Origin of the sequence: Butyricimonas muris (assembly GCF_046365375.1) — a bacterium.
Classification (GTDB): Bacteria; Bacteroidota; Bacteroidia; order Bacteroidales; family Marinifilaceae; genus Butyricimonas; species Butyricimonas muris.
Window position 1 is genome coordinate 1 of sequence record NZ_JBKEIT010000013.1, and the last position, 15293, is coordinate 15293.

General features: G+C 43.5%; 12 protein-coding genes. All 12 read right to left on the minus strand.

Going from position 1 to position 15293, the window contains the following annotated elements:
• Positions 1-346: 346 nt before the first annotated feature.
• The 12 genes from ACK8P8_RS18925 to ispG all read right to left on the minus strand — a co-directional run bounded on the left by ACK8P8_RS18925 (position 347) and on the right by ispG (position 15243).
• Positions 347-1183, minus strand: a complete 837-nt coding sequence (locus ACK8P8_RS18925; protein ID WP_099291958.1) for an IS3 family transposase — start codon at positions 1181-1183, stop codon at positions 347-349.
• On the minus strand, positions 1180-1608 hold the full coding sequence (locus ACK8P8_RS18930; RefSeq protein WP_099292896.1) for a hypothetical protein: 429 nt from the start codon (positions 1606-1608) through the stop codon (positions 1180-1182). Before ACK8P8_RS18930 ends, ACK8P8_RS18925 begins: the two co-directional genes overlap by 4 nt.
• A 311-nt stretch (positions 1609-1919) precedes the next feature.
• A complete protein-coding gene (locus ACK8P8_RS18935) occupies positions 1920-2327 on the minus strand; it encodes a LytR/AlgR family response regulator transcription factor (RefSeq protein WP_186975843.1) in 408 nt (135 codons plus the stop codon).
• A gap of 293 nt (positions 2328-2620) precedes the next feature.
• Positions 2621-3133 carry a hypothetical protein gene (locus ACK8P8_RS18940; protein WP_141560938.1) on the minus strand — a complete coding sequence of 171 codons (513 nt, stop codon included), beginning with the start codon at positions 3131-3133 and terminating at the stop codon, positions 2621-2623.
• Between the two features lie 7 nt (positions 3134-3140).
• Positions 3141-3758, minus strand: coding sequence for a hypothetical protein (locus ACK8P8_RS18945; RefSeq protein WP_141560937.1), 618 nt, complete (start codon positions 3756-3758; stop codon positions 3141-3143).
• 15 nt (positions 3759-3773) lie between these two features.
• Positions 3774-5423: a RagB/SusD family nutrient uptake outer membrane protein gene (locus ACK8P8_RS18950; RefSeq protein WP_186975844.1), complete on the minus strand. Its 1650-nt coding sequence runs from the start codon at positions 5421-5423 to the stop codon at positions 3774-3776.
• A 6-nt stretch (positions 5424-5429) separates the two neighbouring features.
• A complete protein-coding gene (locus tag ACK8P8_RS18955) occupies positions 5430-9029 on the minus strand; it encodes a SusC/RagA family TonB-linked outer membrane protein (protein ID WP_099291797.1) in 3600 nt (1199 codons plus the stop codon).
• 63 nt (positions 9030-9092) lie between these two features.
• Positions 9093-10253: a FecR family protein gene (locus tag ACK8P8_RS18960; RefSeq protein ID WP_186975845.1), complete on the minus strand. Its 1161-nt coding sequence runs from the start codon at positions 10251-10253 to the stop codon at positions 9093-9095.
• Between the two features lie 18 nt (positions 10254-10271).
• Positions 10272-10853 (minus strand): sigma-70 family RNA polymerase sigma factor, encoded by a 582-nt coding sequence (locus ACK8P8_RS18965; protein WP_186975846.1) that lies wholly within the window; start codon positions 10851-10853, stop codon positions 10272-10274.
• A 489-nt stretch (positions 10854-11342) separates the two neighbouring features.
• Positions 11343-11966, minus strand: a complete 624-nt coding sequence (locus ACK8P8_RS18970) for a cytidylate kinase-like family protein (protein ID WP_186975847.1) — start codon at positions 11964-11966, stop codon at positions 11343-11345.
• 78 nt (positions 11967-12044) lie between these two features.
• Positions 12045-13394, minus strand: a complete 1350-nt coding sequence (locus ACK8P8_RS18975; RefSeq protein WP_099291793.1) for an MATE family efflux transporter — start codon at positions 13392-13394, stop codon at positions 12045-12047.
• On the minus strand, positions 13387-15243 hold the full coding sequence (gene ispG / locus ACK8P8_RS18980; protein WP_186975848.1) for a (E)-4-hydroxy-3-methylbut-2-enyl-diphosphate synthase: 1857 nt from the start codon (positions 15241-15243) through the stop codon (positions 13387-13389). The genes ACK8P8_RS18975 and ispG overlap by 8 nt, the downstream gene beginning before the upstream one ends.
• Positions 15244-15293: the final 50 nt, after the last annotated feature.

Sequence of the window (15293 nt, forward strand, 5' to 3'; positions counted from 1 at the left end):
TCTCTCTCGAAAGCGGGTGCAAAGATAAGCGAAGAAATTCCCTTTTTCCAAATTTTCTGACCAGTATTTTTAAAGTTTTTTACAAAACACTAGACATCAAAGCCTTGAAGAAACACACGAGTGGACATCTCTTGATTCTACACCATCTATCACACACGGTTTTATAGTCAATATGTAGTTTCCTGAAATTGGTTTACTCGATTTGATATTCAATAAATTAAAAAATGTAGTATTGTTGTAATCTACTGTTACAAGTTTACTTTAAATAAATGATACTTCCTATCAAAGGTTTACTTTCTTTTCCTTCTCCCGGGGAATTCCCCGGGAGAAGGAAAAATCGCCCGGCTCAAAACATTACCCTGGCAAATTTTTTCATTTTGTCCTTGTAGGCTTGCTCCGGCACTTGACAACAAACGGCCAGGTGTGGTCTTTTCTTGTTGTATATTTCAATCACCCTCTTGACGTGTTTCCTGGCGTCATGAATATCCTTCAACGGGATATCGTTCAACCATTCTCTCTTTAAAATCCCGTTCACCCTCTCGGCGATAGCGTTATCGTATGGAGAGCCGTCCTGGGTCACGCTGACACGTATCCCGTGCAATTTCAATATCCCCGTGTACAAGGCCGAACAATATTGACCGCCCCTGTCAGAATGATGGATCAAGTCCTTGAAAGAGCCGTGTTCTCCGGTCTCTAGGGCATGGTACAAGGCTTTCACCGGACCAGACGAATCCAGAGTCGGGTGTACATCCCAGCCCATGATCCGCCTCGAGTAAGCGTCCGTCACCAGGGAAAGGTAAACAAAACCTTTGCCCGTCGACAGGTAAGTGATATCGCTAACCCATACTTGGTTAGAGCGCTCGACTCGAGTGCCTTTCACCAGGTTCGGGTACTGGTGACGCCACGCGCGGGAATCCGTGGTAATGACGCGATACTTCTTCATTTTTACCATCAAGTCATGCCGGTGAAGCAAACGGGAAAGCCAATCACGACCAACCATCAAACCGTTACCCGTTAGCATCCGCCACAACTTCAGAACCCCCAAACGAGGCAAATCACGACGGATCTCTTCAACAATGGAAAGAACGTAACGTTCACGTTCTTCCTCGTCGTTACTCGAGCGAAGGCTCTTGTAATAAGCCTGCTTGCTGTAACCTAGCGAGTTGCACAGGTATGCTGTCATCGCTTTGCCCTCCCGAGCTTTTTGGCGGTCACTAATCCCGCTAATAACATCTCCTCGTGGTTTTTTTTTACATCCACGTGAAGACGGTCTTTAGCTAACTCAAGCATCAGCTCGTAAGCTTCTACAAGTACCTTTTGTTTCTCTAACTCCTCGCGTAAGTGTTCCAGTTCTTGAACTTCCTTGTCTGTCATTGATAATAAAGTTTTAGGATCATGCACTGGTAAAGATAAGCGTTTATAACTTGCTTCCGACATCACTCGGGGTTTATATTTAGTCAACCATCCATGGAAGGTAGAAGAACTGACATCATACTTGCTTAAAACCTCCGCGTAATCTAGTTCCTCGATCAAACGATCACGAACTGCCGACAATTTTACCCGAACGGGGAAATGACGATGTTTGATAATTTTTGCTAATTCTGACATTGGTTTACTATGGTTTACAGTAAACTTTTTTCAGGGTAATACAAGACCATATTCCCAACGAATACTCCCTCTCTCACGTTTCCCCCTCGTGGCACTCTCGTTTCAAAGACCTTCGGGAAGGTTTTTGAAACGAGTTTGAAAGGAGTTTAAAAGGACTTTGTTCCCTGTCTTCTCCGGAATTACTCCCTGTCTTTACCGGGAATCTATCTCATCAATAAATTGACAAACAAAACACTACATCAAAATCGACAAACCTTCCACCGGAGCCCGCCGATAAACTTATCCACGAGACCGGTGAATATTAAATAAACCTACTCCTCGTCCCCCGTTCTCGGGTTCTCCCGGGAAGTATCCAATATATTAAAACAAGACAAAACGTTTGCCCGGTAATAATCACCCATCGGGATCCATCTATCCCGGGCACGCAAGGAATTGCCCGCCCACGTGTCGACATAACGCAGGTTCAATATAAAACCCCGATGCACACGAACAAGATAAGCGTCCGGCAGTTGCCGTTCCACGGCACCCAAACGACATGCCACTGTAACACGGGATTTATCTTCAAAATAAAAATAACAATAATTACCCGATGCCTCGATACAGAGGATATCGGCATAAAAATATTTCTTGTAATACCCGTCTTGACGAATAAACAAGCCATCAGCCACCAGCGGTGACAAGCGTGAAGGTGCGATTACACCCGATAAATTTGTTTTCATTGACAATTAATTTTATGCCTCATGAAATATTTACCGACGGGCACGAGATTAACTTGTATACAGTGAATAATTGTCAAATCGACATTTATTACACGGGATGAAACGCCTTTTCCCTCCATTAATACAAAAATACGAAACAAGAGGGAGCCGATTTGTGTTCAACTCCCTCTTTATTCTCATCAAGATAATATTATCTCAATTCTTATTTTTGTTAATTTTCAACCTGTGAAACTTCTTATTCTTTGCGCATGTAACTATAAACCACTCACGCACGTTTTGATATTTTGCCAAATTCAATTCAACCAAGGTGTTTTATCATCCGTCACGATAACAGTAAATGCGTCTTCAACAACATCACTCCCTGATACATTCGCCACTCGAAAAGACAAGACATATTCACCAAGCGGTATTTTCGTGTACAAAGGTATCTCCAATCTTCCTTCTCCCACGATAACCAATTCTTCTTTCAACACCTCTGCATTCGCTTTTTCCCCCTTTACTTTTACACTTTCCAATGTCACGAGTAACGGACGAGCCCCTTCCACTGTTCCTCCATAAAATCCCAGTGAAACCCACGGCGCATTATTTTTTATCCTCGATTTATAAGGATAAGTAGGTGGATCCCAAGGTGCACTACCCGGTTTCATAGTTAATGTATCATCAAGTGTTAACCCAGATATTACAGTCATTGAATTCAACGGATACTCCATAGCAGAAACGTCCAAATAACTAACATCTTCATCATGACATCCAACCGCAATTCCCAATAATGTCATTAAAAAACCAATTACTAATATTTTTCTCATAACCATATCAATTTATATCAGTACCTATTTTATGTGAGTCATCCAAAGAATGTAGCATCCCGTTTTTCACTTTAATACCGGAAGAAGCGATATAGGCTTTTTGCCCATTATCTTTCATAACCAATTCCAAAGAGGTTATCATCACGTTAGGATTGTCTTGGAATGGTGTTTTAACAGAATAAAACCACACGGGATTATTCGCCGCCGCAACAAGATTCACGCCACCATCGCCGGTTTCTGACGTCTTCTCCGGAACATCTTCACGCTCATATACTTTATTAAAGACATAACGCAATATAACTTTTCTACACAATGCGGCATCAATTTCCTCCACTTCCCGGTATTCATGATCCCACATCCAACGTCTAATCGTATTATCTACCGGTCCTAGAAACATGATCTCTTTATAATCAGATTCTTCCCCATTAAACATCGATTTTAAGCCAGCTCTATCAACCATCTGTTTTACTAAAGACCAATTATAGGAATCTGTCTGGAAATATTCATACATTGTTTTTTCCTCGTGTGTTTTCGATAGCCCTGTATCAATAAATCCATAATCCGTTCCACAAGATGTAACGATAAAACCAAGCAAAACAATTGCTATACTATATATTCTTTTCATCAGCGTAACGTTTAATTAAAATTTCTTACTATACCAGTACTTGTTAGGCATCATTAACTTGTTATATTCCGAAGCATCCCTATCAATAGGCAAATACAATGCACCATCTTTCACCTCCTGCTCTGTCAAAATACGGAAATTAGCGGGCAATTCCGTTTTATAATATCCTTTATTTCGCATAATATCAAAGAAACGATGGTTCTCGTAGATTAACTCTCTTTCTCTCTCTTGGAATATAGCGTATTGTAACCCCTTGGCATCATTTGCTGCCGGATACGCATCTGCTTTTGCACGTGACCGGATACGATTCAAATCCGCGATTGCCTCGTCCGTTTTTCCCAAGAAATTTCGTACCTCAGCTCTTAAAAGAAGAATATCGGAATAACGCCATAATATTTTATTACAATCCATATTCACGTATTTTTCCGGTTGATTCGGATCATCTGTATATATAAATTCTTTATTAAACTTTTTCACGTATGCTCGATTAACAGCCACCTCCGGTAATCCCCCTACAACCTGCGTCATAACCCATCCCGGGAAAGGTTCATACACCTCAATACGAGCCGGTTCATCCGGCCAGGTAAAGGTTGCCTCCGGATCATAATGTTCTACATCAAAATAAGCAACCTTCCGTTCATCCGCAGTATTCTCTCCGTACAAATCGTTTATTAATTTACAGCTAACACTAATATCAATCCGATCTCCTTCATAAGAACCATACTTATAAGGATACCCCCATGCACTCGCACCCACGTAAAAATCTTCTCCCGGCATAGTTTGTGTATATTTCGTGTTGAATTCCAACTCTAAAATAGCCTCTTCTCCATAACGAGAATTCAACGTATTTTTCTGCAAATTCTCTATTGTTGAAGCTAAGTTGACATACCCTGCTAATTCTCCATTCGCATCAACAAGCATCGAAGCGTATTTCTCCGAAGCTTCCCAATACTCTTTCGACTTGTCTGGAGTAATTCCTTCTTCCACTGCAGCTCTCCACGCGTAAAGGTGTGCTAATAAAGCTGCCGCACTCTCTTTATTACCATATTGCCGATTGTCCATTTGCGTTCCATCAGCATATTTCAAATCCCGATATCTTGGCAAATACTGAAAGGCCCGTAACGCATTGCGAGTTGCTTCTTCCAACAAATCGTGATTGGAACTCTTTGCCACTTGCGGAGCTTCATAATCATTATTTACAACAACCGGAGCTTCCCCCCAACAACGAGCAAGGTCAAAATAACACATCCCTTTCAAAAAAGCGGCTTGCCCCCAAAAATAGTTTTTAGCCTCTTCGGTCCAATTTGATTTCACGTTATATTCCACGATATTGGCATACCCGATAGTAGCATAATGTCCTCCCCAATATCCCGTATTCATCATCTCGTTATCCCACAAATGCGCTTTAGCATCCACGTAACTAGCAGGTCCCCCGAAACCCGCTACCGCTCCATTACAATACGCCCCGGCTTTTTCTTGTATTTTCAATTTTGTAAATGTCCCTTGAAAACAAGCCTGAGCATTGGAAAGTACGGCTTCCATCTCTTCCGGTGTTTCCATGGCATTCGTGTAGGTTACTGCATTTTCCGGTGTCAAATCGATAAAACTATCGCAACCGGTAAAGCTTGCCACACACAATCCTAATATTATTAATTTTTTCATCATATCCTATTAAAAGTTTACAGTTAAACCTAAAGTTAACTTACGAGCCAACGGATAAGCCCGATAATTATCAATACCGGTAAATATACTCACGACTTCTGGGTCCTCACCGGAATAACCCGTGATAGTAAATAGATTCTCCCCGGTAAAGAATACCCGAACATTATCCAATTTTATCTTTCGACACCACTCTCTCGGCACGTTATAACCAATAGTTAATTGCTTCAACTTCACGTAATTTACCGTTTCCACCTGACTAGACAAAACCCCTCCTATCAGACTAAATTGTAACATCGTCGCATCAAAATAGGATAATTGCGGATAAATCCCTTTTATCGCAGCATCTCCCGGTTTTTCCCAGAAACGTACATCATCAAGATCTACGTAAAGATTTGAACCGCCAATAACCTCTTTCGGGTCCATTGAATCAGAACGATACATACAAGCAATCTTTCTTCCGAACGAGTAATTCAACAACACGTTTAAATCCCAATTCTTCCAACGTACCTCATGAGCCCAGCCACCATATATTTTCGGCAATGTTTGTCCCATATTACGTTTATCCCGATAGTCGGCAATTCCGTCTCCGTTCATATCAACCACTTCCTTCATTCCAACGCCGAAAGGATATTTATTATCTGCCAAATACATCGTGTATTTTTCACCATTAGGCGTATAGTATGTCGGAATCTCCGATTCATGTTCATAGACTTTCCCATGCACGAATGCCCACAAATTATATAACGGTTTACCTAACATATGGTGAGGAATCCCGTTCGTTAATCCCACGTCTTTACCATCAAAAGTCTTTTTCAAACGATTCCAGTTACGGGAAGCATTAAAACGTGTTCTCCAACTCCAGTTTTCTCCACGAATAATATCCCCGACCACTTCAATCTCAAGTCCCTCGTTGGAAATATCATTAGCATTCACCCATCGATTTTCATACAAATAAATCGTTTTGGGGATCTTGGAATTAGCAATCACTCCCGTGGACCAACGATAATAATAATCTATTTTAAATTTTAACCTATAATCGAAGAAATCCATATCTAAGCCGAAATCGTATTGATCATGTTTCACCCATTTCAACTCACGATTAATCATCCCTCCGTTCTTCAGCGCATTATCATCTATATTCATCAACGGACGCCCAAGAAATTCTCCTCCGGGAATCATCAAACCATGCGCCCGATAGGCGTCAGGAAATATTTCTCCCGATTTCCCATACGATACTCTAAATTTTCCATAACTCAGCCACCATGCCCAATCCAAGAATTTTTCCTCTGAAAAGGCCCAACCTAAAGCTACTGCAGGAAAATTCGCATATTTATTTTTATCACCAAAAACCGAAGAACCATCCTGACGGAATGTAAACTCTGTCAAATAACGTTGCTTATAGTTATAAGCAACACGCGCAAACCAACTCACCATTGAAGTTTCTTCGAAATCAGACCGAGCGTGTTGAAGTATTTTATCTCCATCGCCAACCGTCATATTAGCCGCCGGTAACTCAGGAAATCCCTCGTAGATGTAATGAATTTTATCACTTGCACCACCTCTTCCTTGTCCAAAATTAAAATTCCCCGTGTTTTTCTGGAAAGAAAGCCCCGCTAACAAATCAATATTATGAGATTCATTAAATGATCTTTTATAACTAAGTAAATTTTCATTCAACACGGACAGACGTCTTTCTATTTCAGATTTAGAAGTGTTCAATCCATACTTATCTAATTTCCTCGGTAAAAATAAATTCAATGTGGCAAGACTAAAGCTGGCCGAGCCATTCAAACTCAAACGTAAACCGGGAAGAATATCATAATTTAAAACAAGCGAAGCCTTCAAATCAAACGATTCGTTCTTCTCCGATTGCTCGTTGATCGTTTCCAACAACTTTTCTTCTATCCAACCACCACCCGGCAGAAATGATGATGTTTTTGTCGGATCCACCGGCATCTTTTCAATCTTTTGAGCAGATTTCATTCCTCCGGTTGCATCTCCTCGTTGTCGAGACATATAAGTCAAAGAAATCCGAGAATCTACCAAGAAATTTCTCACCGGTTGAACATTCAAGTTCGTCAAAAGATTTACACGGGTAAAATCACTACCATACCCGATCCCTTTTTCATCGTAAACTCCCGCACCTATCAAATATTGTGTTCTAGCGCTTCCTCCACTTGCTTGAATATTCGCATTTAAGACTTTTCCGGTTCGAAACGCATACTTAAACCAGTTTGTGGCATTATTATAAAACGGATTCAAACTATCTTGTATTACACTAAATACAGGATTTTGTCCTTCTTGAATTCCTACTAAAGATTTATGCCAAAAACCGTCGTACACTGCCCCATAACTATAAAGGCCATAGGCTTCCTGCAAATTGTGCGGAAATTTATAAATCCCGGTTACAGGATCCTGATAAGGCCTCGTCTGGTTTCTCAACGCCGTTAACGCATAATCTCGTACTGCACGTCCCGCTGTTTGCTCAGGAGTCGAAGGCAATTGAGACCAAGAATAGGACACATTCGCTGAAAATTTAGCTTCCCCTTCACGCCCTTTTTTCGTGGTAATCAGAATAACCCCTCGACCTGCTCGAGAACCATAGATTGCGGCAGAGGCTGCGTCTTTCAAAACTTCAATAGATTCAATGGTAGCCGGGTCAATAGCGGAAAGAGTATTCGTACCCGTTACCGGCGAGGTAAATCCCTGCATAGGAATACCATCCACCACGTACAAAGGTTCCCCGTAATCACCCAACGAAAGTGAATTTTGGTCTATCAATGAATTATAACCGCGAATAGCAACAATAGCCCCACCCCCACCGGGAGCTCCGGACATATTCGTGATTTCTACTCCCGCCATACGTCCTTGAAGAAGAGACTCCAAACTGGAAGAGGGTATTTCCTTTATTTCATCCCCTTTCACGCTGGAAACCGAACCGATCATCTCTCTCTTTTTACGTTCACCATACGCAACAACCGTCACTTCATCCAACCCTGCCACATCTTCTTCCATCTTAACAACCAGCTCTTTACCAGATTCAAAATTCACCTTTTTTGTTTTAAAACCGATAAAAGACAAAGAAAGAACTCCTTTCTCCACCGGAATCACTGCATTGAATGCCCCTTGGTTATCTGACACAAAACCAACTTTAGTACCATCCAACATAATTGTCACTCCAGGCAAAGGTTGTCCCTTCATATCAACAACCTTACCTTTTACACGGAATTCATTCATTGACACCGTCCTATTTTTTATAATGACATGGTTTTCCACGACATTAAAATCAAAACGGGTCTTTTCCAAACATTTGGTGAGAACTTGTTCCAATGTAGCGTCCTTGAAAGATTCGGTAATCTTCACGGTTTCATTTTTCACGTTCTCACTGTTGTACGTGAAGGTATAGTCGCTGTTTTTCCCTAAATAATCCAGCACTTCCGTCAACGAAGCGTCCTTAAAATTCACCGTGAACTTCGGGACGGCTTGCGCCACGGTTATTCCCACGTTTCCTATGACAAGCAAAGACAATAACGCAAGGAATTGTCTTAAAAACCTGTCATTCCTAAAAATCCGCTCTTTTAAAGAGCAATGAATCGGTTTTTTTTTCATAGATTTGTGTTTTTAACTTGAAATTTAAGTATGAGATAGGCAAAGAGATACGAGGCTCTTTGTCTATTTTCCTTTTATGATAATAATGTCATTTATCTTTATAAACCGGAAATCACCCGTTCCCTCCAATACCCGCAACACGCTGTCCACATCCGGATATCTCTTTACCATGGTCGTGTATAAAACATTCCCGACTTTCGGGTCCTCGAAACGGAACGTGTAGCCGTACCACTCGCCCAGCACATCCATGATCTCCCGCAATGGTGTTTCTTTAAAGGCAAACAGGTTATTCATCCAACCCGTGGAATATCTTACATCGACTTCACGCACCCTGATGTCCCCGTACTTTGTCAGAAAAGCCTGTTCTCCCGGACGAAGTTCCACGCTATCCCGTTTCCCGTTTTTCATTCGCACATGGCCTTCCACCAATGTAGTCACGCACGATACATCATAAGCGTTCACGTTAAAACTTGTTCCCAGCACGTTAATCACGGCAGAAGCCGTGTTCACAATAAAAGGATGGACATCATCTTTCACCACTTCAAAGAATGCCTCCCCTTTCAAGTACACGATTCGTTTATTCCCGACAAATGCATTCGGGTATCTTAATTCACTCCCGGCATTCAACCACACGTGGCTACCGTCATACAGCGTTACTTTTATATTTCCTTGCTTAGAAGTCGTCAGCACGTTATATTCAATTTCCTGCATTTGGACAAGTTGTGATTCGTCGGTCGTTTCCTCTACCGGAAAAACAAATTTGCTCTCTCTCGTGTTTACAGCCAATTGTTTCACAGAATCTTCCGGGTAAACAACCTTCCCCCCGGTCGTCACCAAAGTCGCAAAAGGTTCCATTCGCCCTTTGGAAACAGAAGAAAGCGGAATCGCTCTTGTCGGTTCTTTTTCTTCTGCGCTCCAAAGAAACAATACCGCCACCACCAGTACCGCGGCAGTAATCCCCGAAAAATATCTCATCATCCGCACATGTTTCCTGCGCCTTATCCTGTCATTCATTTTTTTGAAAGGCGCTTCCGTGTCCACGTTATTCATATCCGCTATTCCCTCATAAAGAATATCCGCCTCCCGAAGTTCCATAAACAACTCCCGGTTCCTCGATTCCAAGCACCAAGCCTCCAACAACTTTTTCTCGTCAACGGTGATTTCTCCCCGCAGAGATCTGTAAAGTAAATCACTTATCTCTATATCCTTCCTTATTTTTTTCATAGATATACCTTTTACTTGCTAACAAAAACATATTGCTAATAATACAATCAACATGAGAACGTACTGGCTATAATCCGACAAATGAATTCTTAAATCCTTATACGCTTGCTTTTTATGAGTTTTAACCGTGTTTATACTCAATCCCAATTCTTCTGAAATCTCATCATAACTATATCCCTCCAATCGTAATAAAATAACATCCCGCTTCACCCCTCCCAACCTGTTCACCTCATCCAGTATCCGGGCTTTCAATTCCTGCTTTATTATCAAATGGTCAATGTCGACCTCATCCACGAAAACATCTTTCAATTCCTGCATTCCTCGCTCCACCCTATAATCCCGGATATAATTCAGCGTCTTGTTTTTCAAACAACTATACAAGTAAGATTTAAACGCAAGCAAATCCGGGAAACAATATGCTTTTTCCCACATGTACAGAAAAGCCTCTTGAGTTATGTCAGCACTAACGACCTCGTCCTGAAGCAACTTCAACGTAAAAGTGTAGGCACGAGGATAAAACATATTGAAAACAGCCTTGAAAATCTGGGCGTCTTTCAGGTCTATTTCCGATGTTTCAATGTGAATTCTTTCTGTTGCCATTTTTCAATTATTAGCACTTTTCCCCTAAAGCACCAAAAAGACGTTTTAGGGGTGAGGAAAATTCGAACTTTTTTCAGAAAAAATTAATTTAAGAAAAAGATCAAGAAAGCGCATAGTTATTATTTATTTTGAATTATACAAATCGTATAATTCAAAACATATAATCTAACATATTACCGGATAATAATTTGATTTCTGCTAATAATTTTATACATTTACAATATTCATTCAGAAGTAAAAAAAGAAATCACATTCTCCCTATTCAAAAAATTTCTCGGTAGAGGAATTGGAACAAGCTGAAAAAGAATTCGCACTCAAGGAACAGAGTGATAAGCTATATTACTTCCGCTTCACCTTTATATTTTTAGGCTCTATACTCTTGCTTGCCCTCTTGGCATTTTGGATATTTAAATAAAACGTTTATATGATTTTTGATTTACGATTTAAGATTACTCCCAATCCTAAATCGTAAATCCGAAATCATAAATCTTAAATTGTTTCCTCATTCAGCGCTCTCTTCACGAACTGTTCGATAAAATCAACCGTTCCCTCCACCCCCAGCAGGGAAGAATCCACCGACAGATGATAGGATGCGGCAACACCCCACTCTTTATCCGAATAAAAATTGTAATAATTAGGACGTGTCTTATCCATCTTGCGCACCAGCTCGCGGGCGTCCTGTTCCGGAATATGCTGGCGATTCATCACGGTTTTCACCCGTTCTTCCATATCGGCATGGATAAATATGTTGATACATCTTTTGTTGTCCCGCAAAATATAGTCGGCACAACGCCCCACGATGACACAGGAGTGTTCATTCGCCACTTTCCGGATTACATCCGATTGTATCTGAAAAAGTTTATCGTTCGAAAGGAAATCATTGTACTGGAACGGCCCGAACGTAAACCCAGCAGCAAAAGCCTGCAAGAGATTCCCCGAATTTTTCTCGTCCGCCTTTTCAAAAAATTCCTGACAAAGTCCGCTCTCTTTGGAAGCCAACGCGATCAACTCCTTATCGTAGAAAGCAATATTAAATCGCTTCGCCAAGGCGTGCCCTATTTCCTTGCCGCAACTACCGAACTGACGTCCGACGGTAATAACAAAATTCTCCATAAGTCTATCTTTAAGCTATTTCTTCTACAAAACTACCGTTTTTTTCCCAAACCTGTCGTCCATTATGTACAAATTTATTTACACATTCAGATGTTTTAATTGCCACCTCAACATCAACGCCGCCACAACCGTCGCGATGGCGTCCGCCACGGGCATACTCATCCAGACTCCTACCGTGCCGAAGAAATTCGGGAAAATCAACAGTGAAGGGATCAAGAACAGCAATTGCCGGGTCAACGACAAGAAGATCGCTTTCTTCGCCATCCCTATGGACTGGAAGAAACTCGACGTCACCATCTGGAAGCCGACCACGGGGAAAAATATCAACACGATACGCAACCCTTCCACCGCGATACGAGTCAAATCCGCGTCCGACGTGAAAAGATAGATAATCGGCCGCGGGAACAACTGCCCCGCCAAAAAACCGATAGTCGTCACCGCCACCCCGCAAAAGACAGTGTATTTCAATACCTGTTTCAGTCGATCAAATTGCCGAGCCCCGAAATTATAACCCGCGATAGGCTGCATCCCTTGATTGAATCCCATCACGATCATCAAAAACAAAAAGACCACCCGGTTCACGATACCGTAAGCCCCGATAGCCAAATCTCCCCCGTGAGCTTTCAGGCTCTTGTTAATCAGAATAACCACGAAACAGGCACACAGGTTCATCAGGAACGGCGATAACCCGATAGCCAACATTCCCCCGACAATATGCCGTTTCAACCCGAATATGCCTCGTTGGAAATGCAGGAAACTCTTTTTATCGAAGAAGTGATGCAACTGCCAACTCAAAGATATCACCTGAGCCGCGATCGTCGCCAACGCCGCCCCTCTTATTCCCCACTCGAACACGAGAATAAACAACGCGTCCAACACGCAATTCACTATCACCGCCATCAGCGTCGCCGTCATCGCCTTCTTCGGGTAGCCCGACGCCCTCAGTACCTCATTCAGCCCCATGTAAATATGGGTAACCAGATTACCTCCCAGAATCACCTCCATGTATTCCCGGGCATACGGCAAGGTATCGGGACTCGCCCCGAAAAACAATAATATCGGGTCAAGAAACACCAGAGCCACCGTCATGAACACCAACCCGATAATAGCATTCATCAAAACCACGTTGCCCAACACTTGATTGGCGCTCTCCTTATCTCTCTGCCCCAACTTGATAGCCACCAGTGTCGAGGCACCCACCCCCACCAGCGAACCGAACGCCGCCGCCAGATTCATCAACGGGAAAGTGATAGCCAATCCCGCGATAGCCAACGGTCCCACGCCATGCCCGATAAATATACTGTCCACCATGTTGTACAACGAAGATGCCGTCATGGCAATAATAGCGGGAATCGCGTATTGCATCAGCAACTTCCCGATTTTCTCCGTTCCCAGTACAAGTGGAGCGCTGTCCTTTACATCAGTCATTCCAATCTCCGCTTTCTATAATTAATTGTTTTAACGCTTCAATAGCTTCTCCTTCCGGCACACCCACGCGCACCATCGCTTTCCCGCGGAACAGGTTCACCTTCCCGTTCCCGGCACCCACGTAACCGTAATCGGCATCACCCATCTCCCCGGGCCCGTTGACAATACATCCCATCACGGCTATTTTCAAACGGCTCAAGTGCCCGAAAGCCTCCTTCACCCGTGCCACCGACTCCTGCAAATTATATAATGTCCGTCCGCATCCCGGGCAACTGATAAATTCCGTTTTATAACGGCGCACTCCCGCCGATTGCAAAATATCCCGGCTCAACTGCACGCCATAGAACGCATCCGGCACCCCGGTGCAAGACAACCACAACCCGTATCCCAATCGATCCAAGAATAAACCTCCCAAATTCGCCGCCGCCAACAAACGAAGCGTCGATACATCTTTCTCTTTCGATATCAAGCGAATAATCACCCGGTTTTCAATACCTAAACGTTCAAGCCCCCCCAAGTAAACACGGTACACCGCAACAGAAGCCACATCCAAGGTAAGCACCACGACAGCCGACTTATTCTCCTTCAATTTTCTCGCCAAATCGGCATTCATGAACTTCCCGTTACGCACCTCCACGAAAATACCATCTCCCTCCACGGGACGCGAAAGGCGAAGAAACTCCTTGTCACTGATTAACGCTGCCGCCTTACGGTTATAAACATGCGCCACATCTATCATCTCGAAAGGCACGACCACGGTCACCGAATCCGGCAATTTTGTCAATTCCGGTCCCAGTGCCTCGGTATAAATAATCTCCGGGGCGCGTACTCCCCCTCGCAACATATCGCCGTACACCGGATCATTCACCGCTGCCACGTGAAAATCCAATTTCTCCATCACCGCTTCGTCTATGCAATCCACCTTGGATATATCCGCGACAAGCACCGGGCGCGAATAACACCCGTCTAACTTAACAGGTTCCACACCCACGTCAACGCGACCACATAATATACTCAAAGCTAATGCCTCGGGAATTTCCCGTTCCGGTTCCTCCGTCAGTGAAACCCGGATAGTATCGCCCAATCCCTCGTTCAAGAGAGTACCGATACCTACTGCCGAGCGAATCCTCCCGTCTTCCCCCTCTCCCGCTTCCGTCACTCCCAAGTGCAACGGGTAATCCATCCCCTCTTTTTCCATCTGCCGCACCAGCAAACGCACCGCCTCCACCATCACGCGGCAATCGCTGGACTTCAAGGAGATCACCACGTTATCAAACTCTTCGTCACGACACACGCGCAAGTACTCCATCGTCGCCTCCACCATTCCGGCAGGCGTATTCCCGTAGCGACTCATAATCCGGTCAGACAGGGAGCCGTGATTCGTACCGATTCGCACCGCCGTGCCGTGTTCCCGGCACACGTCCAGAAACGCCGTGAACTTCTCCCGCAACCGCCGCAACTCCTCCCCGTATTCCTCGTCCGTGTAAACCAACGTCTGGAACGTGGCGCGCTTGTCGACGAAATTACCGGGATTGATACGTACCTTCTCCACGTGTTTCGCCGCCTCCATCGCTGCCTCCGGGTTGAAATGAATATCAGCCGAAAGCGGTGTAGTGTACCCCCTCCGGCGCAATTCCGCGTGTATATTGGCTAAATTTTTCGCTTCTTTTACCCCAGGAGCCGTGATACGCACCAGTTCACCTCCCGCGTCAATAATCCGTATCGCCTGCTCCACGCAAGCCTCCGTGTCCATCGTGTCCGTGTTCAACATAGACTGCACGCGCACCGGATACTCCGACCCGATATAAATATCACCGACTTTTACTTGTTTTGTTTTCCGACGACCCATGTTTTAATTTTAGATTTTAAATTTTAGATTTTAGATTCCCATCACGCTAC